This window comes from Micromonospora sp. R77 (genome assembly GCF_022747945.1).
GTDB lineage: Bacteria > Actinomycetota > Actinomycetes > Mycobacteriales > Micromonosporaceae > Micromonospora.
In genome coordinates this window covers 687,136-711,391 of sequence record NZ_JALDST010000001.1, presented here as the reverse complement: position 1 = coordinate 711,391, position 24,256 = coordinate 687,136, and the positions used below count along the sequence as shown (strand labels likewise).

Annotated in this window: 19 protein-coding genes; 10 read left to right on the top strand and 9 right to left on the bottom strand. The window is 72.0% G+C overall.

Features of this window, described 5'->3' with window-relative positions:
• Nucleotides 1-61 precede the first annotated feature (61 nt).
• Complete coding sequence (locus tag MRQ36_RS03005; RefSeq protein WP_242792541.1) at nucleotides 62-718, top strand: DedA family protein; 657 nt, start codon at nucleotides 62-64, stop codon at nucleotides 716-718.
• A 74-nt stretch (nucleotides 719-792) separates the two neighbouring features.
• On the opposite strand, the gene MRQ36_RS03000 is transcribed toward MRQ36_RS03005, so the two are convergent.
• Nucleotides 793-1,446 carry a C39 family peptidase gene (locus MRQ36_RS03000; RefSeq protein WP_242792538.1) on the bottom strand — a complete coding sequence of 218 codons (654 nt, stop codon included), beginning with the start codon at nucleotides 1,444-1,446 and terminating at the stop codon, nucleotides 793-795.
• A 1,092-nt stretch (nucleotides 1,447-2,538) separates the two neighbouring features.
• Between MRQ36_RS03000 and MRQ36_RS02995 the strand changes: the two genes are divergently transcribed.
• The gene (locus MRQ36_RS02995; protein WP_242792536.1) at nucleotides 2,539-2,910 is read left to right on the top strand and encodes an ATP-binding protein; all 372 of its coding nucleotides are present in this window, start codon (nucleotides 2,539-2,541) and stop codon (nucleotides 2,908-2,910) included.
• A gap of 35 nt (nucleotides 2,911-2,945) precedes the next feature.
• Nucleotides 2,946-3,323 carry an ArsC/Spx/MgsR family protein gene (locus MRQ36_RS02990; RefSeq protein WP_242792534.1) on the top strand — a complete coding sequence of 126 codons (378 nt, stop codon included), beginning with the start codon at nucleotides 2,946-2,948 and terminating at the stop codon, nucleotides 3,321-3,323.
• A gap of 16 nt (nucleotides 3,324-3,339) precedes the next feature.
• Here the strand turns inward: MRQ36_RS02990 and MRQ36_RS02985 are convergent, their stop codons facing one another.
• On the bottom strand, nucleotides 3,340-3,531 hold the full coding sequence (locus MRQ36_RS02985; protein ID WP_242792532.1) for a hypothetical protein: 192 nt from the start codon (nucleotides 3,529-3,531) through the stop codon (nucleotides 3,340-3,342).
• Between the two features lie 19 nt (nucleotides 3,532-3,550).
• Between MRQ36_RS02985 and MRQ36_RS02980 the strand changes: the two genes are divergently transcribed.
• Both MRQ36_RS02980 and MRQ36_RS02975 read left to right on the top strand, forming a co-directional pair.
• Nucleotides 3,551-4,213: a hypothetical protein gene (locus tag MRQ36_RS02980; protein ID WP_242792530.1), complete on the top strand. Its 663-nt coding sequence runs from the start codon at nucleotides 3,551-3,553 to the stop codon at nucleotides 4,211-4,213.
• A 40-nt stretch (nucleotides 4,214-4,253) separates the two neighbouring features.
• Nucleotides 4,254-4,643 (top strand): hypothetical protein, encoded by a 390-nt coding sequence (locus MRQ36_RS02975; RefSeq protein WP_242792528.1) that lies wholly within the window; start codon nucleotides 4,254-4,256, stop codon nucleotides 4,641-4,643.
• 4 nt (nucleotides 4,644-4,647) lie between these two features.
• On the opposite strand, the gene MRQ36_RS02970 is transcribed toward MRQ36_RS02975, so the two are convergent.
• Nucleotides 4,648-5,028 carry a hypothetical protein gene (locus MRQ36_RS02970; protein ID WP_242792526.1) on the bottom strand — a complete coding sequence of 127 codons (381 nt, stop codon included), beginning with the start codon at nucleotides 5,026-5,028 and terminating at the stop codon, nucleotides 4,648-4,650.
• A 187-nt stretch (nucleotides 5,029-5,215) separates the two neighbouring features.
• On the opposite strand from MRQ36_RS02970, the gene MRQ36_RS02965 reads away from it, so the two are divergent.
• The 3 genes from MRQ36_RS02965 (at nucleotide 5,216) to pulA (ending at nucleotide 12,309) form a co-directional block, all read left to right on the top strand.
• Nucleotides 5,216-5,848 carry a cellulose binding domain-containing protein gene (locus MRQ36_RS02965; protein ID WP_242792524.1) on the top strand — a complete coding sequence of 211 codons (633 nt, stop codon included), beginning with the start codon at nucleotides 5,216-5,218 and terminating at the stop codon, nucleotides 5,846-5,848.
• Between the two features lie 83 nt (nucleotides 5,849-5,931).
• Nucleotides 5,932-6,639: a cellulose binding domain-containing protein gene (locus MRQ36_RS02960; RefSeq protein ID WP_242792522.1), complete on the top strand. Its 708-nt coding sequence runs from the start codon at nucleotides 5,932-5,934 to the stop codon at nucleotides 6,637-6,639.
• 168 nt (nucleotides 6,640-6,807) lie between these two features.
• Nucleotides 6,808-12,309: a pullulanase-type alpha-1,6-glucosidase gene (gene pulA / locus MRQ36_RS02955; protein ID WP_242792520.1), complete on the top strand. Its 5,502-nt coding sequence runs from the start codon at nucleotides 6,808-6,810 to the stop codon at nucleotides 12,307-12,309.
• Nucleotides 12,310-12,389: 80 nt separating this feature from the next.
• Here pulA and MRQ36_RS02950 read toward each other — a convergent pair whose 3' ends face one another.
• The 3 genes from MRQ36_RS02950 to MRQ36_RS02940 all read right to left on the bottom strand — a co-directional run bounded on the left by MRQ36_RS02950 (nucleotide 12,390) and on the right by MRQ36_RS02940 (nucleotide 18,151).
• Nucleotides 12,390-14,258 (bottom strand): hypothetical protein, encoded by a 1,869-nt coding sequence (locus MRQ36_RS02950; protein WP_242792518.1) that lies wholly within the window; start codon nucleotides 14,256-14,258, stop codon nucleotides 12,390-12,392.
• Between the two features lie 357 nt (nucleotides 14,259-14,615).
• The gene (locus MRQ36_RS02945) at nucleotides 14,616-16,397 is read right to left on the bottom strand and encodes a hypothetical protein (RefSeq protein ID WP_242792516.1); all 1,782 of its coding nucleotides are present in this window, start codon (nucleotides 16,395-16,397) and stop codon (nucleotides 14,616-14,618) included.
• A gap of 290 nt (nucleotides 16,398-16,687) precedes the next feature.
• Nucleotides 16,688-18,151 (bottom strand): aminopeptidase P family protein, encoded by a 1,464-nt coding sequence (locus MRQ36_RS02940; protein WP_242792514.1) that lies wholly within the window; start codon nucleotides 18,149-18,151, stop codon nucleotides 16,688-16,690.
• Between the two features lie 148 nt (nucleotides 18,152-18,299).
• On the opposite strand from MRQ36_RS02940, the gene asnB reads away from it, so the two are divergent.
• The gene (gene asnB / locus MRQ36_RS02935; protein ID WP_242792512.1) at nucleotides 18,300-20,261 is read left to right on the top strand and encodes an asparagine synthase (glutamine-hydrolyzing); all 1,962 of its coding nucleotides are present in this window, start codon (nucleotides 18,300-18,302) and stop codon (nucleotides 20,259-20,261) included.
• Nucleotides 20,262-20,362: 101 nt separating this feature from the next.
• On the opposite strand, the gene MRQ36_RS02930 is transcribed toward asnB, so the two are convergent.
• A complete protein-coding gene (locus tag MRQ36_RS02930; RefSeq protein ID WP_242792509.1) occupies nucleotides 20,363-21,490 on the bottom strand; it encodes a lytic polysaccharide monooxygenase in 1,128 nt (375 codons plus the stop codon).
• 459 nt (nucleotides 21,491-21,949) lie between these two features.
• Here MRQ36_RS02930 and MRQ36_RS02925 point away from each other — a divergent pair, with 459 nt between their 5' ends.
• Nucleotides 21,950-22,882 (top strand): carbohydrate kinase, encoded by a 933-nt coding sequence (locus MRQ36_RS02925; RefSeq protein ID WP_242792507.1) that lies wholly within the window; start codon nucleotides 21,950-21,952, stop codon nucleotides 22,880-22,882.
• 98 nt (nucleotides 22,883-22,980) lie between these two features.
• On the opposite strand, the gene MRQ36_RS02920 is transcribed toward MRQ36_RS02925, so the two are convergent.
• Both MRQ36_RS02920 and MRQ36_RS02915 read right to left on the bottom strand, forming a co-directional pair.
• Complete coding sequence (locus MRQ36_RS02920; protein ID WP_242792505.1) at nucleotides 22,981-23,811, bottom strand: MBL fold metallo-hydrolase; 831 nt, start codon at nucleotides 23,809-23,811, stop codon at nucleotides 22,981-22,983.
• Complete coding sequence (locus tag MRQ36_RS02915) at nucleotides 23,808-24,212, bottom strand: thioesterase family protein (protein WP_242792503.1); 405 nt, start codon at nucleotides 24,210-24,212, stop codon at nucleotides 23,808-23,810. Before MRQ36_RS02915 ends, MRQ36_RS02920 begins: the two co-directional genes overlap by 4 nt.
• Between the last annotated feature and the right edge of the window lie 44 nt (nucleotides 24,213-24,256).

Sequence of the window (24,256 nt, the reverse complement as noted above, 5' to 3'; positions counted from 1 at the left end):
GCGGGCGGCCCCGACGTCGCGCCGAGGGTAGGGTTCGAGGTCGGACCGGAAAGGGGTGGCGGTGGTCGACGTACAGCACTGGCTCTCCGCGCTGCCGCCGGGCGTCGTCTATCTGATCGTCGCCGCGGTGATCGGCGTGGAGAGCATGGGCGTGCCACTGCCCGGCGAGATCGTCCTGGTCAGCTCCGCCCTGCTCGCCGCCACCGGCGTGGTCGAACCGCACTGGGTCGCCACCGCCGCCGCGGCCGGCGCCATCGTCGGCGACTCCATCGGGTACGCGATCGGCCGCCGGGGCGGTCGCCCACTGCTGGCCCGGCTGGGCCGGCGCTTCCCCCGACATCTCGGCCCCGCCCAACTCGCCCGCGCCGAACAGAGCTTCGCCCGGCACGGCGTGTGGGCTGTCTTCTTCGGCCGGTTCGTGGCGCTGCTGCGGATCCTCGCCGGGCCGCTCGCCGGTGCGCTGCACGTGCCGTACCGCCGGTTTCTGCTGGCGAACGCGGCCGGCGGCCTGGTCTGGGCGTTCGGCACCACCTACCTGCTGTTCAGCGTCGGTCGGGCGGCCGAGCACTGGCTCAAGGACATCTCCTGGGCCGGGCTGGCGCTGGCCGTGGTCGCCGGGCTGGCCAGCACCTGGTGGCTGCGCCGCCGGGCCCGCCATTTCGAAGCGCCGGAGCCGGCCGACGAGGCCGAACCGGTGCAGGCCGGCACCGACCGCTGACCTTCCAGCTGCCCGGCCCGACAGTTGACGAAAGGGCCGTCCCCGTGATGGGGACGGCCCTTTCGGTTGTCCGGTCAGGAGGCGCTGTAGCCGCGGGTGGCGATCCAGTCGGCGAGGTTGTCCACGCTCATCCGGTAGGCGGCCTGGTCCGGGTTGGCCGAGTCGGCGATCGTCACGATCTTCCCGCCGTCGCGGTAGCCCACCACGCTGATGTAGTGCCCACCCTCGAAGCTGTGGGTGTTGCCGTCGGTGTCGGTGGCGGTGCCGGCGATGTTGGCGACCACGGCACGGCCGTCGTCGACGGTACGCACGATGTCGGCGCGCAGGGTGTCGGTCTGCTTGTCGTCGGCCTTGCTGTCCCGGATCTCGACGGACCGGTAGTGCTTGCCGGTCTCCTTGTTCAGCACCGGGGTGATGTCGTTGATGCTGTTGGTGCCGTTCTCGGTGGTGCCCATCTCCTTGGCCATGGCGTCGACGTCGATGTTCTTGCCGAGGACGCTCAGGGCGTTACGGGTGGCGGCGGGGCCGCAGTAGTAGAAGTTGGGCTGGGCCTCGTAGCGGACGTTCAGCTCCCGCTCGCCGTGACCCTTGCGGTCGGTGGTGACCGACGACGTGGCCTTCTCGGCGGGGGCGGCCTGGGCGGCGATGGCGGGTCCGGCGATGCCACCGGCGGTGGCGGCGATACCGGCAGCGGTGAGCACGGTCTTGCGCAGCAGAGTGGTAGCCATGATCAGATCACGCCTTCCATTCGGGGGTTGCGCGGCACCCGCGACGGGGGATGCGGTCGTGCCGCGAAAGGGGAAAGTCTCGGGGCGTCCGGCGATCGTGGTCGACCTGCTCGGTGGCCCGGGGATGTAACGACCGGTGGCGGGGAGTGATTCCCTCGACCTCACCGGCTCGGGACCGGGTGTTCGCGGTCCGGGGATGTAACGACGGCCGGTGGCCGGTCATTCCCGCCGGCGGCGTTCTCGGCGCGGGCCCGGATGCCACACGGTCTGCCCGGTACAACCACCCGCACCCCGCCCGGATTCCGTCCGGCGGGTGGTCCCGACCACGGGACGCCCGCCATCAAAGCCCTCAGCCGCAACTCAGCGCCCCACCCGGGCCGGACGAAACGCCATACACCGCTCCGGCATGCTGACTGGCGTCAAACCTCGCAGACCGCCCAGCGTGTCGATATCTACGCCGCTCGCCAGGATGACGCCCACGCAGATCGCCCGGCTGCGCCCCCGCGAGCGCCGCGAGCCCCGTGCGCCATTGCGTGACGGCCGGGGCGGCCTGGCGGCCGGGGGCCCTGATGTCCGCCATGGGCGCATGGGCCCGGACAGGCGGAGGGGTGCCGGGAGCCGTGCCGTGACCGTGGCACCGGGTCCAGCTGATCACCAAACGTGACCATCTCTGCGCCGGCCGGACACACGATGCGGTCCCTTTGCTCTGCAGCCATCCGCGCAGCAGGCACCGTGCGTCACCTGCTGCGTCGGTGGCTGCAGAGCAAAGGGAGCGGAGCGCGGTGCCGAGGGGATGGCGCGAAACCGCGTTCGGGCAGCTCAGCAGAGCGCATCGGCGATGACGGTCCAGCCAGCGGCAGCACGACCGGTCACTTTCCGTGAGGGCCTGGTCGATGACAGCGGTACTCACCGAAAGTGACGCAAAGCTGGGCCGGGAAGGGGTGACGGGGGGCGGGCCTAGGGTTGGGGAGTGGTGAAGGTGTTGGTCACGGGGATGTCGGGGACCGGTAAGTCGACGGCGCTGCGCTTCTCGCCGCGAGAGGACACCGCGTCGTCGACACCGACACCGACGAGTGGAGCCGATGGGTCACGTTGCCGGACGGCACCGCGGACTGGATCTGGCGAGCCGAGGCCATCGACGGGCTGCTCACCGCCCACCGCGACGGCAGCCTCTTCGTGGCCGGCTGCAAGAGCAACCAGGGTGAGTTCTATCCGCGCTTCGATCACGTCATGCTGCTCAGTGCCCCCGCCCACGTGCTCCTGGCGCGCATCGCCGGAAGAACGAACAACCCCTACGGCAAGCGGCCCGAGGAACGGGCCGCCGTGCTGGAGCACCTGGCCACCGTCGAGCCTCTGCTGCGGGCCACCGCCACCGTCGAGATCGACGCCTCCGCCCCGGTCGAGACGGTCGTCCGACAGCTCGACGACCTCGCCACCCGGGCGCAGACGGTCCGGAAGGGCTGACGCCGCGCGGGGAACGGTCTGCGACGATGCCGGGCATGGAGATCTGGCACAACCCGAGCTGTTCGAAGTGCTCCGGGGTGCAGAGCACCCTCGACGAGGCACGGGTGCCCTACCGGCTGCGGGCGTACCTGGTGGAGCCGCCGGGCCCGGCCGAGCTGACCGAGGTGCTGCGTCGGCTCGACGCCCGCGCGTGGGACATCTGCCGTACCGGCGAGCCGGCGGCGGACACCCTCGGCATGGCCGACTGGGCGCGGGACGACACCGAGGAGCCGCGCTGGATCGCGGCGATGGTGGCGCACCCCGAACTGATCCAGCGACCGATCCTGCTGCTCGACGACGGCGGCGCGCTGGTCGGTCGTACCCCGGAGGCGCTGGCGGAGGCGGTGCGCCGGGCGACCCGCGACGGCGGGTGAGCGGCGCGGCGCCGGGTCAGGCCCGGTCGTCGGCCGGGCTGGGACTGCCCGCGGCCTTCGCGTGCCGCTCGCGCAGCCGGTCCCGGATCTCCTCCGGGGTGTACGCGCGGCGCCGCCGCTCCGCCCGGGCGATGACCACACCGGACGCCGCCACGCCGGCCAGGCCGGCCAGCCCGAGCACCTTCCACCACCGCACACGTTGCCGCATCGGCTTAGGGTAGTCCCTCATGAGCATCAGTCTGGACGAGGCCGTGGAGCTGACCCGGACCGGCGACGTGTGGGTGTTCCGGGGACGCAGCGTGCCGGACCGGGCGATCCAGTTCACCACCAACAGCCCGGTCAACCACGTCGGCATGGCGGTGGTGCTGGACGACATGCCACCGCTGATGTGGCACGCCGAGCTGGGCCGGTCCCTGCCGGACCTGTGGACCGGCACCCACCAGCGCGGGGTGCAGCTGCACGACCTGCGCGACGCGGTCTGCGTCTGGGCCAACCGGTACGGGCAGCGGGCCTGGCTGCGCCAGCTCGACCCGTCGGCCGACGCCGCCATGGAGGAGGCGGTGCTGCGGACCGTGGCCCGGCTCGACGGCACCCCGTTCCCGTCCACCGCACAGCTCGCCTGGCGGTGGGCCCGCGGACGGGTGCCCGCCGTCCGCCGCCCGCGACCGTCCGGGTCGGACGGCGGGGGCGTGTCGGTACGGGACCGGGCGCTGGAGACCGCGTACTGCGCCGAGGTGGTGGCGGTGACGTACGAGGCGATGGGGCTGCTGCCGGCCGGCCGGCGTCCCAACTGGTACGACCCCGGGCGGTTCTGGAGCGGCGACGACCTGGACCTGTGCGACGGCGCGCGGCTGGGCGAGGAGATCGAGGTACGCATCCCGCCCCGCTGAGCAGGTTTGCCGTGACCGCCGCCCGGCAATTGACTGCGGCGTGAAGGCTTCCACTGATTTCGACACGCTCACCGACTTCTTCGACCGGTACGGCGTGGCGCTCACCGCCGGAGACGTGCCCGCCATCGCCGGCTGCTACGCCCTGCCCGGCCTGGTGGTGGCCGACACCTACAGCTTCTCGTTCACCTCGCCGGCGGCGGTGGCGCTCTCCTTCGTCGGTGCCGCACCGGACTATCAGGAGCGCGAACTGATCGCGGCGAACGCCCTGATCGAGGACGTGCAGCCGGTCTCCGCGCTGCTCACCGAGGTGGCGGTGCGGTGGGAGTTCCTGGACAGCCAGGGCCAGGCCGTGCCGGGGGAGCGCTACCGCTACCTGCTGCGCAGCACCGACGACGGCCCGGCCATCTGCACCGTCATCCGCACGGCCTGACCGGTCACCCGCCGCGACGCCTCGTCGGCCACGTCGCAGGTGCCCAGGGCGGTCTCGATGCCGAGCGCCCGGGCCACCGGCCGCGCCGTCCGAAGCAGCGGCGTCGCGTGCCCCGTCGCCGGGTGCCGGCCGGGCCCTCGTACCCGAGACGGCCGCCGACCTCGTCCAGGACTGGGGCGAGCCGGTGCCGGAGGACGATCCTGCCCAGGGTCTCGTCGTCCCCGACCCGCCAGTGGGTGGTGTCCGGCACCCAGCCCACCGGGCACGGCGTCTCCTGCAGCCACAGCTCGGCGACATGGCGGGCGAAGCTCTCGGCGGTGTGCTCGGCCCTCGCGGCGAGGAGACTGGCGCGTGCCCGTCCGGTGGGTGGGATCAGCGTGCGCATGGTCGTGAGTAGACCCGAACCGACCTGCGGTGGCCAGCCGTTTTCCGTGGCGTACCGGCCGGACGGTCGGATCACGTGGGGGTGGCTGTGCTCGTCGGGGCGGGCTGGCTACGCTGGCGCGTCGATGATGGCGGAGGGGGACCTGATGAGCGTCCGGCATGACGCACGGCCCGGTTCCCCGTCATCCGTGTCGAGGGTGCTGGCCTCGGTGCCGTGGCTGGTGGTGCTCCTCGGCGTCGGCCTGCTGGTCAGCCTGCTGGTGGTCGCGCTGCTGTCCCTGCGTACGCCGGTGCGGCAGGCGGCGCCCGCGCCCGCACCACCGATCTACCTGCCGCTCGCCCCGCCGACGACGTCCGCCGCGCCGACCGCCGCCCCGCTGGTGGCCGTGGGTGACAGCGCCTCGGCCACGCCGTCGCGCAGCGCGAGCGCCTCGGCCCGGCCGTCCGCGTCGGTCCGGCCGTCGACCTCGGCGACGCCCGCGCCGGGCGGTTCGCGGTCCGGCACGGTGACCGCGCGCTACCAGGCCACCGGCAGCGACCGGGACTCCTTCACCGCGCTGCTGACCGTACGCAACGGGTCGTCCGCTGCCCAGGAGTGGCGGGTGGAGCTGCTCTTCACCGGCAACGTGAAGAGCATCCGGGCGTCCTCGTCGTCCGGGGTGTCGGTCACCACCCAGGGCAACGGCTGGTACGTGCTGCGTGGTACCGCGCCGCTCGCGTCGGGCGGCAGCACGGTCGTCGAGATGAGTTTCAGCCGTACCGGCAGTGGTGACCGGCCCGGTCAGTGCACGGTCAACGGGGCGGCCTGCACCCTCGCCTGACCAGGCCGGCGGCGCGGGTCGGGCACTTTCCGGCAATGCCGTCGATCGCTACTCTCACCGGACAGGATCGACAGGGGAGGGGCATGTCCGGCACTCGTCGCGCACGATCATCGCCCGGCACCAGCACCGCGATCGCCTCGTCGCCCTGGGTGGTGGTGTCGATCGGCGTCATCGTGATGGTGGTGCTGCTGGTCGTCGCGCTGGGTGCGGCCCGCGGGCGACGCCCCTACCGCGACGCCGAGCCCGTCCCCCCACCGGCGACCGTGCCGCTGCCCGAGCTGCCGTCCCCGACCCCGTCCCCGGTGGAGCCGACGGCGACCGGGCCGGTGGTGCCGGGGCTCTCGCCGCGTTCCACCGTCCTGCCGAGCACCGGCGGGCCGGTGGCGAGGACGTCCGCGTCGTCCGGTGGCGGCGCGGGCAGCGGACGGCCCACCCCGCCACCGCCGCCGTCACCGGCCCCGGTCCCGCCGCCCGCCCTGGTCACCGGCCGGTACCAGGTGGTGGACACCTTCGACGGCGGCTTCATCGGCGAGGTGCGGCTGAGCAACACCGACTCGACCGCCCGGGGCTGGACGGTACGGCTGGTCTTCCCCGACGGGCGACTCGTCACGTCCTGGGTGGAGGGCGCGGAGCAGGGCCGGGCCGGCGTCTCCGGCGACGTCTTCACGTACACCAGCGGGGTGGACCTGTCGGCGGGCGCGTCGGTGTCGCTGCGGTTCCACTACGAGACGAGCGGCACCACCCGTCCCGCCCAGTGCACGGTCGACGGGGCGGCCTGTTCCGGGCTCTGACCCGCCGGCCCGGCCGCGCCCGTCACCGTGGGCGACGGTCGCGGTGCGCCCCGATGACGTCGGATTTCGCAAGCAAGCTGCTTTATTACGACTTGGTTTGCAAGGTATTGCAGAATGTTTCGGCAAGAGCTAGCGTGCGGGCGAATCACGACCAGAGGAAGGCCGTCGATGAAACCCCCGCCGATATCCCGCAAGGCACTGCTCGCCTTGGTCTCCACCCTCACCCTCGCCCTCGTCGGCGTGCCGGTCGCCGTTCACCAACTGGGCAACGACGCCACCGACCGGGCCCCCCGCACCGACCTCCTCGCCGCCGCCGGCGCGCCCCAGTGGAGCCAGGAACCGTCGGTCGAGACGCTGCTCAAGGCCGGCAACAGCACCGCCAAGGCCGACCAGTTCTACTTCGTCCTGCCGGACCGCTTCGCCAACGGCGACAAGCGCAACGACTCCGGCGGCCTGACCGGTGACCGGCTGAGCACCGGGTACGACCCGACCGACAAGGGCTTCTACCACGGCGGCGACCTCAAGGGCGTCATCAACAAGCTCGACTACATCCAGGGCCTCGGCACCACCGCCATCTGGCTCGCCCCGATCTTCAAGAACCGGCCCGTGCAGGGCACCGGCGCGGACGTCTCCGCCGGCTACCACGGCTACTGGATCACCGACTTCACCCAGGTCGACCCGCACTTCGGCACCAACGAGGAGCTGAAGCAGCTGGTCAAGCTGGCCCACCAGCGGGGCATCAAGGTCTACCTCGACGTCATCGTCAACCACACCGCCGACGTCATCAAGTACGCCGAGGACAAGTACGCGTACGTCGACAAGAAGACCGCGCCGTACTCCGACGCGCAGGGGCGGCCCTTCGAGGACCGCAACTACGCCGACGGCACCCGGGACTTCCCGAAGGTCAACCTGAAGTCCTTCCCGTACACGCCGACGTTCGCCAGCGCGGCCGACGCGAAGGTCAAGGTCCCGGCCTGGCTGAACGACCCGACGATGTACCACAACCGCGGTGACTCGACCTTCGCGGGCGAGAACAGCGAGTACGGCGACTTCTTCGGCCTGGACGACCTGTGGACCGAGCGTCCCGAGGTGGTGCGCGGGCTGACCAAGGTCTACGGCGACTGGATCGGCAGCACCGGCGTCGACGGCTTCCGGCTGGACACCGTCAAGCACGCCAACCTCGACTTCTGGCCGCAGTTCAGCCAGGGCATCAAGCGGGCCGCCGAGAAGGCCGGCAAGAAGGACTTCTTCATGTTCGGCGAGGTCTACAGCGCCGACCAGGAGATCGAGTCGACGTACGTGCGGCGCGGCGGCCTGCCGGCCACCCTCGACTTCTCCTTCCAGGAGGCCGCGCGCGGCTACACCGCCGCCGACGGCTCCGCCAAGGCGCTCGCCGACGTGTACGCCAAGGACGACCTGTACGCCGCCCGCGACACCGACGCGAACCGGCTGACCACCTTCCTCGGCAACCACGACATGGGCCGGATCGGCTCGTTCATCGCGGCGACCGGCGGGGACGACGCCAGCCAGCTCAAGCGCGACCAGCTCGCCCACCAGCTGATGTTCCTCACCCGTGGTCAGCCCGTCGTCTACTCCGGCGACGAGCAGGGCTTCACCGGCCCCGGCGGCGACAAGGACGCCCGGCAGGACATGTTCGCCACGAAGACGGCGGACTACCTCGACGACGACCTGATCGGCACCACCCGCACCCACGCCAGCGACCAGTACGACAAGACCCACCCGCTGTACCGGACCATCGCCGAGCTGGGCAAGCTCCGCGCGGCCAACCCGGCCCTGCGCGACGGCGTCCAGGTCACCCGGTACGCGGCCGACGGCGCGGGCGTCTTCGCCTTCTCCCGGATCCTGCCGTCCGACCGCACCGAACACGTCGTCGCGGTGAACAACGCGTCCACCGCGCAGACTGTCTCCGTGGACACCTGGTCGGCCGGCGCGGCCTTCACCGGCATCTACGGCGGCGCGGCCACCTCGACGGCCGGCGCCGACGGCAAGCTGAGCGTCACCGTGCCGGCCATGTCGGCCGTGGTGCTCAAGGCCGACCGGGCCATCCCGCAGGCCGACGCCGCCCCGGGCATCACCATCACCGCGCCGGGCACCGACCCGGTCGCCACCAAGGCCACCGTGACCGCCCAGGTCACCGGTGACCCCCTCGCCACGGTCACCTTCGCCGCCCGGGTCCCCGGTGGCAAGTGGACCCTGCTGGGCACCGCGCACACCGCGCCGTACACCGTGCACCACGACCTGACCGGCCTGGCCGGCGGCACGAAGGTGGAGTACAAGGCGGTCGTGCGTGACGGCAAGGGCCGGACGGCGAGCGCCCGCTCCACCGGCGTCGTCGGCACCCCGGCGCAGGGCGCGTCGCGGGACTGGGCGGTGGTCCACTACCAGCGTCCGGCCGGTGGGTACGCCGACTGGGGCCTCTACACCTGGGGCGACATCGACCCGGCGTACGCCACCGAGTGGCCCAAAGGGCAGCCGTTCGCCGGTGAGGACTCGTTCGGCCGGTTCGCCTGGGTCAAGCTGAAGCCGGGCGCGAAGTCGGTCGGGTTCCTCGTGGTCGACAAGGACGGGAACAAGGACGTCGCGAACGACCGCACCATCGACGTGACGCAGACCGGTGAGGTCTGGGTCAAGCAGGGCGACGGCACGCTCTACCCGACCCGGCAGGCCGCCACCGGCGAGCCCGACCCGGCGGTCGACCAGAGCACCGCGGTCATCCACTGGCGCAAGGCCGACGGGAACTACGACGGCTGGGGCCTGCACCTCTGGGACGGCGCCGCCAACCCCACCGACTGGGGCAACCCGCTCAAGCCGGAGAAGATCGACTCGTACGGGGCGGTCTTCCGGGTGCCGCTCGCGGCCGGGGCGACCGGGCTGAACTACATCATCCACAACGGCGACGCCAAGGATCAGCCCGACGACCAGCGGCTCGACTTCGCCGCCGCCGGGCACGAGGTGTGGCTGCTCGCCGGGGTCAAGGGCCGCCTGCTGCCGGCCACGTCCTCCGGCGTCGCGAAGGACGTCGACATCACCAAGGAGAAGGCGCAGTGGATCGACCGGTCCACCGTCGCCTGGCAGACCGGGCCGACCGACGGCAAGCAGTACGCCCTGGTCGCCGCGCCGGCCGGCGGGCTCAGCATCACCGACGGTGAGCTCTCCGGGACGTACACCACGCTGCCGCTGCGGGCGCAGCGCAACGGGCTCACCGAGGCCCAGCGCGCGGCCTTCCCGCACCTGTGGGCCTACCACGCCTTCAGCCTCGGCCAGGCCGACCTGGCCAAGGTGCCGGCGGCGCTGCGCGGGCAGCTCGTGGTGACCGAGCGGGACGCCGCGGGCACCCTGCTCGGCGCGACCGGGGTGCAGATCCCGGGCGTGCTCGACGACGTCTACCGGGCCGCCACCACGGCGAAGCTCGGACCGACCTTCGCCGGCAAGGTGCCCACCCTGGCGGTCTGGGCGCCCACCGCCCGGACGGTGTCGCTCCAGCTCTTCGACTCGGCCACGGCCGAGCCGACGAAGACCGTGCCGATGAGCCGCAACGACCGCACCGGCGTCTGGTCGGTGCGCGGCACGAAGTCGTGGACCGGCAAGTACTACCGCTACCAGGTGCAGGCGTGGCAGCCGGCCGCGCAGAAGGTGGTCACCGCCTCGGTGACCGACCCGTACTCGGTGGCCCTCGCGCCGGACTCGACGCACAGCCAGCTCGTCGACCTGACCGACCCGGCGCTCGCGCCGGCCGGCTGGGCGACGCTGCGCAAGCCGGCGGCGGTGCCGTCGTCCAGGGCGCAGATCTCCGAGCTGTCGGTCCGCGACTTCTCCATCGCCGACGCGAGCGTGCCGGCCGAGCGGCGGGGCACCTACCTCGCCTTCACCGACCCGAACACCGCCGGCATGAAGCACCTGAAGTCGCTCGGCGACGCGGGGGTCAACTACCTGCACCTGCTGCCGGCGTTCGACTTCGCCACCATCCCCGAGAAGCGGGCCGACCAGCAGCAGCCGGCCTGTGACCTGGCCGCGCTGCCGCCGGACTCCGACCAGCAGCAGAAGTGCGTCGCGGCGGTCGCCGAGTCCGACGGCTTCAACTGGGGGTACGACCCGCTGCACTACACCGTGCCGGAGGGCGGCTACGCCGTCGACCCGAACGGTGCGAAGCGGACCACCGAGTTCCGGCAGATGGTCGCCGGGGTCAACCAGGCGGGCCTGCGCGTAGTCATGGACGTCGTCTACAACCACACCTCGGCCGCCGGCACCGACCCGAAGTCGGTGCTCGACCAGGTGGTGCCCGGCTACTACCACCGGCAGCTGGACGACGGCAGCATCGCCAACTCCACCTGCTGCGCCAACACCGCCCCCGAGCACGCCATGATGGGCAAGCTCGTGGTGGACTCCCTGGTCACCTGGGCCAAGGCGTACAAGGTGGACGGTTTCCGGTTCGACCTGATGGGTCACCACCCGAAGGCGAACATCCTGGCCGTCCGGGCCGCGCTGGACAAGCTGACCGTGGCGCGCGACGGTGTGGACGGGAAGAAGATCCTGCTCTACGGCGAGGGGTGGAACTTCGGCGAGGTCGCCAACGACGCCCGGTTCGTGCAGGCCACCCAGGCCAACATGGCCGGCACCGGTATCGCCACCTTCAACGACCGGCTCCGCGACGCGGTCCGCGGCGGCGGCCCGTTCGACGGCAACCCGCGGGTGCAGGGCTTCGCCTCGGGTCTCTATACCGACCCGAACGGGGACGACGTCAACGGCACCGCCGCCGAGCAGAAGGCCCGACTGCGGCACTCCCAGGACCTGATCAAGGTCGGCCTGACCGGCAACCTGCGCGGCTACCGGTTCACCGACTCGTCGGGCAAGGTCGTCACCGGTGCGCAGGTGGACTACAACGGCTCACCGGCCGGCTACACCGCCGCGCCGGGCGAGGCGGTCACCTACGTCGACGCGCACGACAACGAGATCCTGTACGACGCGCTGGCGTACAAGCTGCCGCAGGACACCTCGGCGCAGGACCGGGCCCGGATGCAGGTGCTGGCCCTGTCGACCACCGCCCTCGGGCAGGGGCCCGGGTTCGTGACGGCCGGCTCGGAGCGGCTGCGCTCCAAGTCGCTGGACCGCAACTCGTTCAACTCCGGTGACTGGTTCAACCAGATCCGCTGGGACTGCACCCAGGGCAACGGCTTCGGCGCCGGTCTCCCGCCGGCGCAGGACAACCAGGACAAGTGGCCGTACGCGAAGCCGCTGCTGGCCGATCCGAAGCTGGTGCCGGACTGCGCGGCGATCGACCTGGCCGACGCCCGGTACGCGGAGCTGCTGAAGATCCGCGAGTCCTCGCCGGTGTTCGGGCTGACCACCGCCGACCAGGTGCAGAAGCGGGTGGCCTTCCCGCTCTCCGGTGAGCAGGAGACGCCCGGGGTGCTCACCATGACCCTCGACGCCCGCGGGCTCGACGGGAAGTGGAAGTCGGTGACCGTGGTCTTCAACGCCACCCCGAAGGCGGCGGAGCAGACGGTGACCGGCCTGCGCGGGGCGAACGTGGCGCTGCACCCGGTGCTGCGTACCTCCGCCGACCCGGTGCTGCGGACGGCCTCGTTCGCCAAGGCGAGCGGCACGTTCACCGTGCCGGCCCGCAGCGTGGCGGTGTTCGTCCAGAGCTGACCCGGACGGACGTGAGCCGGCCCCCTTCGCCTCGGCGAAGGGGGCCGGTTCGGTTCGACCGGTCCGGCCGGCAAGCTGCCTCAGTTGAAGCAGTCCTTGACGGTGCCGGCGCAGTTGGTCGGGTCGTTGTCGGTGACGGTCGAGGTCTCGTCGAGGCGGACCCGGCCGTCGTTGTTGAGGATGCCGCCGGCGACCCGGTGGGTCTTGGAGCTGTCGGTGGCGGTGTTCTTGGTGACGCGGGTCTTGGTCAGGGTGACCGTGCCCTTGTTGTTGAAGATGCCGCCGCCGTTGAGGGCGGTGTTGCCCTTGATCTCGGTGTCCCGCAGGGTCAGCAGGGCGTTGTCGCCCCGGCCCTCCGGCCCCTCCACGAAGCCGTCGGAGACCTTGACCAGCCACTCGCCGTTGAAGATGCCGCCGCCGAAACCGCCGGCGGTGTTGTCGACGATCTTGCTGTCGGCGATGGTGGCGGTGGCGCGCTGGTCGCGCTCGTCGCCGCCGGGCACCAGGCTCTCCTCGTGCTTGCCGCCGGTGTTGACGATGCCGCCGCCGCCGAAGGTCGCGTGGTTCTTGGCGACGATGACGTGGTCGACGTCGAGGTCGGTGTCCTCGGCGTAGATGCCACCGCCGTTGCGGCAGGCGGTGTTCTCCTTGACGTAGGAGAAGCTGACCTGGAGGAACCCGCCGGAGCTGAACAGGCCGCCGCCGTTGTCGCCGGCCTGGTTGCCCTCGATCTCGCTCTTGAAGATCTCCACGCTGCCGGCCTCGTCGCGGCCGTCGACGACGATGTGCGGGCCGTCCTTCTTGCCGTGCCCGTTGGCGATGCCGCCGCCGTTCTCGCCGGCGGTGTTGTGGGCGACACGGGACTCCTTGACCTTGAGCAGGCCGGTGTTGAACACGCCGCCGCCGTTCTCCCGGGCGTGGTTGTTCTCGACGGTGCTCCAGTCGAGGTCGACCCGGCCGAAGTTGGCGATGGCGCCGCCGTTGCCCTCGGCGTTGTTGCCGGTCAGCTTCACCTTCTCCAGGTGGGCGCTGCCGCCGTGCTCGACCAGCAGCGCACCGCCGTCCGCTTCGCCGTCCTTGCGCGGCGCCGGGTACCCGGGCCCGCTCTGCACGGCCTGCGGAGCCACCGCCAGCGCTCCCTGCGGAGCCTGAGCGGCCTGCGCCCCCTGCGGAGCCGCCGCGGCCTGGGCCCCCTGCGGCGCCTGTACGATCTGCGGCGCCTGGACGGCCTGGCCGCCCTGGCCACCCTGCGGGGCCTGGAGGCTCTGGCTGCCCTGCGAGCTGGTCGAGGGTGCCTGGCCGTACTTGAACTCGGCGGCGTTGCCGTCCTTGAGGGTGACGTCCTTGAGGGTCAGGTCGCCGCCGTCGGCGACGCGGAAGAGCCGGAAGGCGTCCTCGGAGTCGCGCTTGATCGTGGAGTCCTGGCCCTTGATGGTGATCTCCTGCCGGATGGTCGGCAGGCCGGTGCCGGTCTTCTTGTCGGAGAAGCTCAGCTCGTAGGTGCAGTGCGGGGCGAGCTTGAGCGTGCCGCCGTGGTCCCGGTTGGCCAGGTCGACGGCCTCGATCAGCTTCTCGTCGTCGCAGGGCACCTCCCGCACGCGGCCGTGCTCGTCCTTGTCCCGGTCCTTGTCCCGGTCCTTGTTCTCCCGGCCGTGCTCGCCGCGCTCGTCACCGCCCTTGCCGTCCCGGCCGTACTCGTCCTCGGCGTTCCGCGCGTCGCGGTCCTTCTCGTCGCCGTGGGTGTCGTCGCTGAGCTGCTGGGCGGTCGACCACTTCAGGTCGGCGAGCCGGTGCGGGCCGGTGGCGCCGGTGGTCGCGTAGGCCACGCCCGCCAGGCTGACCGCCCCGGTCAGGCCCACGACGCCGGTGGCGAGCCAGAGCCGGCGACGACGGATCGGGGAGGTCGTCTCACGAACGGCGTCATCGTTATTGCGAAGGTAGTTGGACATCGGAGCTCTCTGCCCTCTCCTTGTACCAGACAAGGTCGCTTCGCCACGGCGAGGCGGCCTTCGCTACAAATCGGTTGTAGCTTCTGAAGAACACCGTATGAGAGCTTTCTTCGCCTCGTGTGCATATGCGAAAAAAGCCCACATAAGGTGTGTGGGCGGTGCAGCCGGCAGCAGGCGGGACGGCGGGGCGGCAGCGGCGTCACCGGTGGCGAAGCGGCCCGGTCCGGGCGGAAAGCGTGCGCCGGCCGATGGTGCGCCGCATTCGGGACGGGCCCGACGTACCCCGCGAAGGAGGACGATGGGGGTCCCTTCCCGTCGCCGGGCGACGGAAAGGGACCCCCGCGGTTATGTGGTGGTTCAGTTGAAGCAGTCCTTGACGGTGCCGGCGCAGTTGGTCGGGTCGTTGTCGGTGACGGTCGAGGTCTCGTCGAGGCGGACCCGGCCGTCGTTGTTGAGGATGCCGCCGGCGACCCGGTGGGTCTTGGAGCTGTCGGTGGCGGTGTTCTTGGTGACGCGGGTCTTGGTCAGGGTGACCGTGCCCTTGTTGTTGAAGATGCCGCCGCCGTTGAGGGCGGTGTTGCCCTTGATCTCGGTGTCCCGCAGGGTCAGCAGGGTGTTGTCGCCCCGGCTGTCCCCGCCCTCGGGCGCCTGCAGGAAGCCGTCCTCGAGCTTGACCTCCAGGTCACCGTTGAAGATGCCGCCGCCGAAGCGCCCGGCGGTGTTGTCGACGATCTTGCTGTCGGCGATGGTGGCGGTGGCGCGCCGGTCGCGCTCGTCGCCGCCGGGCACCAGGCTCTCCTCGTGCTTACCGCCGGTGTTGACGATGCCGCCCCCGTCCTTGTCGGCGTGGTTCCCGGCGACCAGCACCTTCTCGAGATCGAGGTCGGTGTCCTCGGCGTAGATGCCACCGCCGTTGCGGCAGGCGGTGTTCTCCTTGACGGCCGCGAAGGCGATCTTGACGAACCCGCCGGAGCTGAACAGGCCGCCGCCGTTGTCGCCGGCCTGGTTGCCCTCGATCTCGCTCTTGAAGATCTCCACGCTGCCGGCCTGGTCGCGACCGTCGATCACGACGTGCGGGAAGCCGTACTTCTTGCCGTGCCCGTTGGCGATGCCGCCGCCGTTCTTACCGGCCGTGTTGTCCGCGACGTGGGACTCCTTGACCTTGAGCAGGCCGGCGTTGAAGACACCGCCACCGCTGCCCCGGGCGTGGTTGCCCTCCACCAGGCTCCACGCCAGGTCGACCCGGCCGAAGTTGGCGATCGCGCCGCCGTTGCCCTCGGCGTTGTTGCCGGTCAGCTTCACCTTCTCCAGGTGGGCGCTGCCGCCGTGCTCGACCAGCAGCGCACCGCCGTCCGCCTCGCCGTCCTTGCCGGGACCGGGGTACGCGGGCCCGGCCTGGCCACCCTGCGGGGCCTGGAGGCCCTGGCCGCCCTGCGAGCTGGTCGAGGGTGCCTGGCCGTACTTGAACTCGGCGGCGTTGCCGTCCTTGAGGGTGACGTCCTTGAGGGTCAGGTCGCCGCCGTCGGCGACGCGGAAGAGCCGGAAGGCGTCCTCGGAGTCGCGCTTGATCGTGGAGTCCTGGCCCTTGATGGTGATCTCCTGCCGGATGGTCGGCAGGCCGGTGCCGGTCTTCTTGTCGGAGAAGCTCAGCTCGTAGGTGCAGTGCGGGGCGAGCTTGAGCGTGCCGCCGTGGTCCCGGTTGGCCAGGTCGACGGCCTCGATCAGCTTCTCGTCGTCGCAGGGCACCTCCCGCACGCGGCCGTGCTCGTCCTTGTCCCGGTCCTTGTCCCGGTCCTTGTTCTCCCGGCCGTGCTCGCCGCGCTCGTCACCGCCCTTGCCGTCCCGGCCGTACTCGTCCTCGGCGTTCCGCGCGTCGCGGTCCTTCTTCTGGTCGTCGGTGCCGGCCTCGTCCTCGGCCTTGCCGGCGTCGCTGACGTTCCGCGGCGCGGCGGCCTGGTTCTCCGACGCACGCTGCGCGTCGTCCGACTTGTTGTCCCGAGCGGCGAGACCCCCCAGCGCCGCCAGACCGACGACGCCGGTCAGCCCGGCCACGCCGGTGGCGACCCAGAGCGCCCGCCGCCTGTTCGTCGGCGGGGTCATCGGGGCCCCGCCGTCGGTAGTCGTTACGTCGTTGGACATCAGAGCCTTCCGCCCTTTCGTGCTTCAAAGGCTTCGCACCACCGCAGGTGGGGCGACAAGCTACAAATCGGTTGTAGCCTCTGATGCTCACCGTATGAGAAGGATCCTCGCGACGAGGACTTATCCGAGAAAACCCCGCATTACGCTCACATCTGGCATCGTCGGTACGACCGGGCCGCGCCGGCCGTAAGGGTGCCGAGCAGCGCAAACGGCGGCGGGCCCGACACCGGCGTCGGTACGACAGCACACGTCGCAGACGCCGGTGGCGAGCCCGCCACCGTACGGAACGCTCAGCCCGGCAGGCGCGGACCTGCCTCCCGCTGCTCGGCCAGCCAGGTCTCCACCTCGTCGGAGCGGCGCGGCAGCCCGGCCGAGAGGTTCACCGGACCGTCGACCGTGACCAGGATGTCGTCCTCGATCCGGACGCCCATGCCGCGCAGCTCCTCGGGGACCAGCTCGTCCTCGGGCTGGAAATAGAGCCCCGGCTCGACGGTGAGCACGTACCCCTCGCCGAGCGGGCCGTCCCGGTAGGTCTCCTTCCGCGCGTTGGCGCAGTCGTGCACGTCGATGCCGAGCATGTGGCTGGTGCCGTGCAGGGTCCACCGGCGGTAGACCGTCGAGGCCGGGTCCATCGCCTCGTCCACGCTCACCGGCAGTAGGCCGAGGTCCTTCAGCGCCTCGGCGAGCACCCGCATCGACGCCAGGTGCACGTCGCGGAACGGCACGCCCGGCCGGCAGCGCTCGATGCCGGCCTGCTGGGCGGCGTACACGGCGTCGTAGACCTGGCGCTGCAGCGGGGTGAACCGGCCGTCGACCGGCAGCACCCGGGTGACGTCGGCGGTGTAGAGGTTGCGGTTCTCCACCCCCATGTCCATCAGCAGCAGCTCGCCCGGCCGGGTCGCGCCGTGGTTGTGCACCCAGTGCAGGATCGTGGCGTGCTCGCCGGCACCGACGATCGAGCCGTACCCGACGTCGTTGCCGTCGTGCCGGGCGCGCAGCGCGAAGACGCCCTCCAGCAGCCGCTCGGCGACGCCCCGGTCGGCCGGCAACGCGCGGGCCACGTCCTCGAAGCCGCGGACGGTCGCGTCGCACGCGTCCTGCAGCTGCGCGATCTCCCACTCGTCCTTGACCAGCTTCAGCTCGGCGATCGCGGTGGCCAGCTCGCGGTCGCGGCCGGGCCGGCCCTCGGCGCGGGCACCGTCGTACGGGCGCACCGCCGCGTCCACCCGGGCGTCGACACCGCGCAGCACCCGGGTACGCCCCGGCGCCAGGTCGGCCAGCGCCGCGTCGAGCTCGGTCAGGTCGGCGGTCGGCAGCCCCAGCTCGGTCGACTTCTCCTTCAGCGTGGGGCGGCGGCCCACCCACAGCTCACCGTGCCGGCTGCGGAAGAACTCATCGGTACGGCGGGACGAGCGGGGCCGCATGAACAGCGTGGCGTCCCCGCCCGGGCGCAGCACCAGCACGCTGTCCGGATCGAGGTCGCCGGTCAGGTACGCGAAGTCGCTGCCCGGCCGGAACCGGTGCTCGGTGTCGTTGGCGCGTACCTTCTCGGTGCCGGTGGGGATCACCAGCGTCTCGCCGGGGAAGGCCGCGGCGAGCGCGGCCCGCCGCTTGGCGTGGTTCGGCACCTCCGGGCGGGGGCCGACCGGCAGCTCGGTGTCCCGCCAGCCCTGCCGCATGAACGCCAGGAACGCCTCCGGGAAGTCCGGGTCGTGCGACTCCGTACCGTCCGGCTGGTTCCGCTCCTCGGTCATGATCCGCCCCCTTGCTGCGCGTCGTTGCTGGTCCAGACGCTACCCGGCGGCCCGGGCCGGGCAGCCGACGGTGGGTCGCGGAGCGCGGCGGGGGGCAGAGCCAGCGGTGCCGCGACGCCCGCCCGGCCCGCGTGAAAAGATGCTGACCATGTGCGGACTCCTGGCCTTCTTCAGCGCGCGCGGCGACGCCGCCGCCCACCGCGACAACATCGCCGGAGCACTGGAGTGCCTGCACCACCGCGGCCCGGACGAGACCGGGGTCGAGGTGGTCGGCGACGCCTCCGGCCGGTACGCGGACGGTGTGTTCGCGCACAAGCGCCTGGCCATCATCGACGTGGCGCTCAGCCACGAGCCGCTGCCCTACGCGGGCGGCCGTTACCTGCTCACCTTCAACGGCGAGATCTACAACTACATCGAGCTGCGCGACGAGCTGATCCGGGACTTCGGGGCCCAGTTCGCCACGAACGGCGACGGTGAGGTGATCGTCGCCGGCTACCACTACTGGGGCGAGCAGGTGCTCACCCGGCTGCGCGGCATGTTCGCCTTCGTCATCTGGGACCGGCAGGAGCGGCGGGCGTTCGGCGCCCGGGACTACTTCGGCATCAAGCCGCTGCACTACCTGGAGACCGCCGACGGGCTCTATCTCGCCTCGGAGAAGAAGGCGCTGCTGCCCTTCGCCCAGTCGGCCTACCAGGGTGACGCGGGGATCGACACCGCCAACCTGAGCCACTACCTGACCCTCCAGTACGTCCCGGAGCCGGGCACCCTGCACCGGGGGATCAACCGGATCGGCTCGGGGGAGTACCTGACCTGGACGCCGGGCGGCCGGATCGACGTACGCCGGTGGTACCGGCCGGTGTTCCGGCCGACCCCGGTCCCCGACGAGCAGAAGCTCTACCACGAGATCCGGGAGACGCTCCGGGAGAGCGTCCGGATGCACATGCGCTCGGACGTGCCGGTCGGTTCGTTCCTGTCCAGCGGGATCGACTCGACCGCGGTGGTGGCGCTGGCCCGGGAGTTCAACCCGAACATCCTCACCTTCACCGTCGGCTACGACGTCCCCGGCTACTCCGAGATCGACGTCGCCCAGGACTCGGCCCGACACCTCGACGTGACCACGATCCCGACCAAGATCGGGCCGCAGGACATGATCGACGCGCTGCCGAAGATCATCTGGCACCTGGACGACCCGGTGGCCGACCCGGCGCTCGTCCCGCTCTACTTCGTCGCCAAGAAGGCCGCCGAGCACGTCACCGTGGTGCTCTCCGGTGAGGGCGCCGACGAGTTCTTCGGCGGGTACACCATCTATCGCGAGCCGCTCTCCCTCGGCACGGTCAACGGCCTGCCGGGCGGAGTGCAGAAGGGCCTGCGGGCGGTCTCCAGGGCCATTCCGCAGGGGGTCAAGGGCAAGAGCTTCCTGGAGCGCGGCACCACCCCGATCGAGCAGCGCTACTACGGCAACGCCCGGATGTTCACCGAGGAGGAGAAGCAGCACCTGCTGCGCCGCTACGACCCCTCGGTCCGCTACACCGACGTCACCGCGCCGATCTACGCCGAGTGCACCGAGCTGGACGACGTCACCAAGATGCAGTACGTCGACCTCTACACCTGGCTGCGCGGCGACATCCTGGTCAAGGCCGACCGGATCTCGATGGCGCACTCGCTGGAGGTGCGGGTGCCCTTCCTCGACCGGGAGGTCTTCGACGTCGCGGCCGGCATCCCGGTGGACCTGAAGCTCCCGCCCCGCTCCGACGCCACCAAGTACGCGATGCGCCAGGCGCTGCAGGGCGTGGTGCCGCCGGCCATCGTCAACCGCAAGAAGCTCGGCTTCCCGACCCCGACCCGGGTCTGGCTGCGCGGCGAGATGTACGAGTGGGCCCGGCACGTGCTGTCCACCTCCGGCGCCGGTGACCTGCTCGACCTGTCGTACGCGATGCGGCTGCTGGAGGAGCACAAGCGGGAGGAGGCGGACCACTCCCGCAAGGTGTGGACCGTGCTGATCTTCTGCATCTGGCACGCCATCTTCGTGGCCAAGACCCTCGACCCCGGCATCCAGCGCAACCAGTCCGCCCTGCTCACCAAGCCGGTGGTCGGCAGCATGGTCCGCTGACCGTCCGCCCCTGGATCGTCGATCAAGAGGTTTGCGTCTGCCGGAGTTCGTACCGGCGACGCAAACCTCTTGCTCGTCTCAGCCGGGGTGCGCCGCCGGGGTCACCGGCCGGAGCAGGTGACCGTGGGAAGGGTGTTGGCGCCGGTCGTGTTGGCGGTGAAGCCGAACGTGGTGGTGCCCTCGGGGGCGACGGTGCCGTTCCAGGCGGCGTTGGTGACGGTCACCGTGGCACCGGTCGTGCTGGCCGTGCCGTTCCAGAGTTGGGTGAGCTGCTGACCGCTGGGCCAGGTCCAGGTCGCCACCCAGCCGCCGTAGGTGCGCGAGCTGTGGTTCATGATCATGACTTCGCCCTGGAAGCCGCCCGGCCAGGCGCTGACCACCTTGTAGACCGCCATGCAGTCGCCCCCCGGCGGCGGGGTGGTCGGGGTCGGCGTCGGGCTCGGTGCGGTCGGGGTTGGCGTCGGGCTCGGCGTGGTGGGGGTGGGCGTCGGCGTGGTCGGGGTCGGGGTGGGCGTGCCGCCGAGGCCGGCGCCGGTCACCTCGCCGTGGCCGCCGTCGAAGGTCACGTCGGAGCAGCCGAAGAAGTTCTCCTGGCTGTCCGAGCGGACCCAGCGGGAGTAGATGATGTGCCGCCCGCTCTTGTTCGCCGGCAGGTTGCCGCTGAAGTAGTAGTAGCCCCCGTCGGTGCCCGGTGAGCCGCTCTGCGGCGGGTTGGTGACCGTCAGGAACGGCTGGTCCTCCAGGTCGCTCCAGGCCAGCGGCCGGTTCGGGTCCCAGCTGTCCTTCGTCACGTAGTAGTAGAAGGTGCCCGGGTGGGCGGCCCAGTTGCTGTACCGGAAGTCGTGCTTCGCCCCGGCGGTCAGGTGGGTCAGCGGCCAGTCCGCGCGGGCCAGGTCGTATCCGGCGTAACCGGGGTTGCCGCCGCTGCACAGCTTGCCGTCGGGGATGAAGCCGACGGTCCGGCCGCCGGCGTCGGAGCGCAGCACACCGAACCAGTTGTAGAGCGAGTTGGCCCCGCTCTGGGCGACCGCCGCCGCGCAGGCGGGGTTGTTGGGCTTGATTTCACCGGTCGCGGTGAGGCCGTCCTTCCAGCACAGATAGGTCCGGCTGCCGGGGGTGATCGCCGCGCCGTGCGCGGCGGCCGGATCGGGGCCGGCGGTCAGCGCGACGGCGCCGAACAGGAGGGTGGCGGCCGCGGTGAGCAGCGCGGCCGTACGGGATCGGGACACGAGGTTCTCCTGACTCGCGGGGCGTGGCCCGCACCGGCCCACCCCGCTGCGACGAGCGGATGCGACTGTCGCGGTGCCGCGCCCGGCGGCCGTCGTGCGGCCGGGCGGAACGCGCGCACCGCCTGCGGTCCGTGGCACGGACCGGGATGCCCTCGCTGGTCGACCGGATCCCGACGCCGGTGGCGCGGCAGCCCCCGCGCCGCTCCGGCAAGCGCCATCCCATCACGCCCCGACACCGGACGCAATAGTCGTACGTCGATGTGGGCGGTGCCGGCCCCGGCTGCCTCCGGTGCCCTTTGCTCTGCAGCCACCGACGCAGCAGGTGACGTACAGTGCCTGCTGCGCCGATGGCTGCAGAGCAAAGGGCCCGCACCGGGTGCCCGGGTCCGCGTCGTCCCCGTGCGCCGGACCGGCACCGTGCGCCAGGATCGTGGGTACGACGAACGGAGGGAACCGGAGATGGGGTACGCGGTGGTGCTCGGTGAGGCACTGGTCGACCTGCTCGACGCCGAGCACGACGGGCAGCCGGTCTACCGACAGGCGATCGGCGGCGGCCCGCTCAACGTGGCGGTGGCGGTGGCCCGGCTCGGCGGGGACTCCCGGTTCGTCGGCTCACTCGGCGACGACGCCCTCGCCGACCGGATCCGCGCCTTCCTGAGCGACGCGGGCGTCGGGCTGACCGGCACGGTCACCGTGCCGGCGCCGACCGCGCTGGGCGTGGCCACCTTCGCCGGCCCCGAGCCGGACTTCCGCTTCTACGGCGAACCCCGCTCGTACGGTCTGCTCACCGCCGACGACCTGGACGTCGCGCTGGTCGAGGGCGCGGACGTGCTCTACTGCGGGTCGATCGTGCTGCTCGAACCGCCGGTGCTCGCCGCCGCCCGCCGGGCCTGGTCGATCGCCGGTGCGCTGCGGGTGTTCGACCCGAACGTCCGGCCCCGGCTGCTGACCGGGCCGGGGGCGCTGGCCGGGCTGCGCGAGGTGGTCGCCGAGTTCGCCGCCAGCGCCCACCTGGTGAAGTTGAGCACCGCCGACGCCGAACTGCTCTATCCGGGGGAGCCGGTCGAGGGAGTGGCCGCGTACCTGCGGGAACTCGGCGCGACCACGGTGGTGGTCACCCTGGGTGCGGCCGGCGCGCTGGTCGCCACGGGCCCCGACGTGGTACGCATCCCCGCGCCGAAGGTCGACGCGGTGGACGCCACCGGCGCCGGTGACTCGGTGATGGGCGCGCTCATCGCCGACCTGCTCGCCGACGGCGAACCCACCGACCCGACCGGCTGGCAGCACCGCGTCGCCTACGCCCTCCGCGTCGCCGCCCTGGTCTGCGAATCCCCCGGCGGCGCCATCTCCATGCCCACCCGCACCGCCGTCACCACCCGCTTTCCCGGCTGACCGCACCCCTTCCCAGCGTCGATCATGGACCCGTGGTCCCCGGCACAGCCGACATACCGGGGCGGAACCGACACCACCACCCCATGATCGACGCCGGGTCAGGCGGTGCCGTCGAGTTCCGCGTAGCCGCGGCGGGCGGCGGTGAGGCCGGCGCGGGCGCCGAAGGGGGACTCGGCGGCGACCCGTTCGGGTGGGGCGGCGGCGGTGTGGGCGGCACGGATCAGCCAGGCCTGCTCGGCGAGCCGGGCGTGCTGGGCGCGGACGAACTCCACATCGACCGGCTCGCCGTGGCCGGGCACCACCACCGTCGTGGGCGTGGTCAGCCGCAGCAGGTCGGCGACCGCGTCCGGCCACTGCAGCGGGTACGACTCCTCGAACGCCGGCGGCCCGCTCTGCTCCACCAGGTCGCCGGCGACCAGCAGGTCCGCGTCCGGTACGTGTACCACCAGGTCGGCATCGGTGTGCCCGTGCCCCGGGTGGCGCAACAGCACCCGCCGGCCGCCCACGTCCAGCACCGTCTCGGTGTGCACGGTGTGCGTCGGGGCGAGCAGCACGGTGTCGGCCAGCTCGACGGCGAGCGCCGGCTGTTCGTCGCGCATCTCCTCGTACGCCGCCCGGCGCAACCGGTCGGGCCGGTCGCGCAGCGCGGCGGCGGCCAGCTCGTGGGCGTACACCGGGCGGGGCGGGTCGGCGGCCAGCGTGGCGTTGCCGAAGCAGTGGTCGAAGTGGTGGTGGGTGTTCACGATGGTCCACGGGTGCGGGGTGACCAGCCGGGCCGCCTCGGCCAGCTCCCGCGCCTGGCCGGCGGTGGAGAGGGTGTCCACCAGCAGCGCCGCGCCGTCGCCGACCACCAGCGTCACGTTGACGTGCAGCAGCGGGTCGCGCAGCACGTGCACCCGGTCGGCGACCTCGACGAACCGGGCGCTCACGAGGCGGCCCCGGCCCGCTCGACGAACCGCTGCCGGTCCACCAGCACCCGCTCGATCCGGCCGGCGGCGACGGTCTCCGCGCCGTCGGTGACGGTGACCTCGAAGAGCAGTCGCCGGCCGTCGACCCCGGCGAGCGTGGCCGTCGCGGCGACCGTCCGGCCGACCGGGGTGGGCGCGCGGTGGTCCAGCTCGACCCGGAGCCCGACGGTGGTCCGCCCGGGCGGCATCCGCGTCGCGGTGGCCGCCACGGTCGCCGCCTCGGCCAGGGCCACCACCCGGGGTGTGCCGAGCACCGGCACGTCACCGGAGCCCACGGCCTGGGCGGTGTCCGCGTCGGTCACGGTCAGCTCGACCCGGGCGCTCAGGCCCGGCGGGAAGGGTGGGTCCGACTGCTCCTGCATGCGTTCAGCCTAGGGGCTGCCCGGCCGCCCGGCCCGTACGCGCC

Bases quoted from the DNA above. Each gene is read 5' to 3' on its own strand.
- MRQ36_RS02925 (WP_242792507.1), top strand. From the start codon at position 21,950: ATGGGGTACGCGGTGGTGCTCGGTGAGGCACTGGTCGACCTGCTCGAC.
- MRQ36_RS02970 (WP_242792526.1), bottom strand. From the start codon at position 5,028: ATGCGCACGCTGATCCCACCCACCGGACGGGCACGCGCCAGTCTCCTC.
- MRQ36_RS03000 (WP_242792538.1), bottom strand. From the start codon at position 1,446: ATGGCTACCACTCTGCTGCGCAAGACCGTGCTCACCGCTGCCGGTATC.
- MRQ36_RS02985 (WP_242792532.1), bottom strand. From the start codon at position 3,531: ATGCGGCAACGTGTGCGGTGGTGGAAGGTGCTCGGGCTGGCCGGCCTG.
- MRQ36_RS02915 (WP_242792503.1), bottom strand. From the start codon at position 24,212: ATGCAGGAGCAGTCGGACCCACCCTTCCCGCCGGGCCTGAGCGCCCGG.
- MRQ36_RS02980 (WP_242792530.1), top strand. From the start codon at position 3,551: ATGAGCATCAGTCTGGACGAGGCCGTGGAGCTGACCCGGACCGGCGAC.
- MRQ36_RS02990 (WP_242792534.1), top strand. From the start codon at position 2,946: ATGGAGATCTGGCACAACCCGAGCTGTTCGAAGTGCTCCGGGGTGCAG.
- MRQ36_RS02950 (WP_242792518.1), bottom strand. From the start codon at position 14,258: ATGTCCAACTACCTTCGCAATAACGATGACGCCGTTCGTGAGACGACC.
- pulA (WP_242792520.1), top strand. From the start codon at position 6,808: ATGAAACCCCCGCCGATATCCCGCAAGGCACTGCTCGCCTTGGTCTCC.
- MRQ36_RS02940 (WP_242792514.1), bottom strand. From the start codon at position 18,151: ATGACCGAGGAGCGGAACCAGCCGGACGGTACGGAGTCGCACGACCCG.
- asnB (WP_242792512.1), top strand. From the start codon at position 18,300: ATGTGCGGACTCCTGGCCTTCTTCAGCGCGCGCGGCGACGCCGCCGCC.
- MRQ36_RS02945 (WP_242792516.1), bottom strand. From the start codon at position 16,397: ATGTCCAACGACGTAACGACTACCGACGGCGGGGCCCCGATGACCCCG.
- MRQ36_RS02960 (WP_242792522.1), top strand. From the start codon at position 5,932: ATGTCCGGCACTCGTCGCGCACGATCATCGCCCGGCACCAGCACCGCG.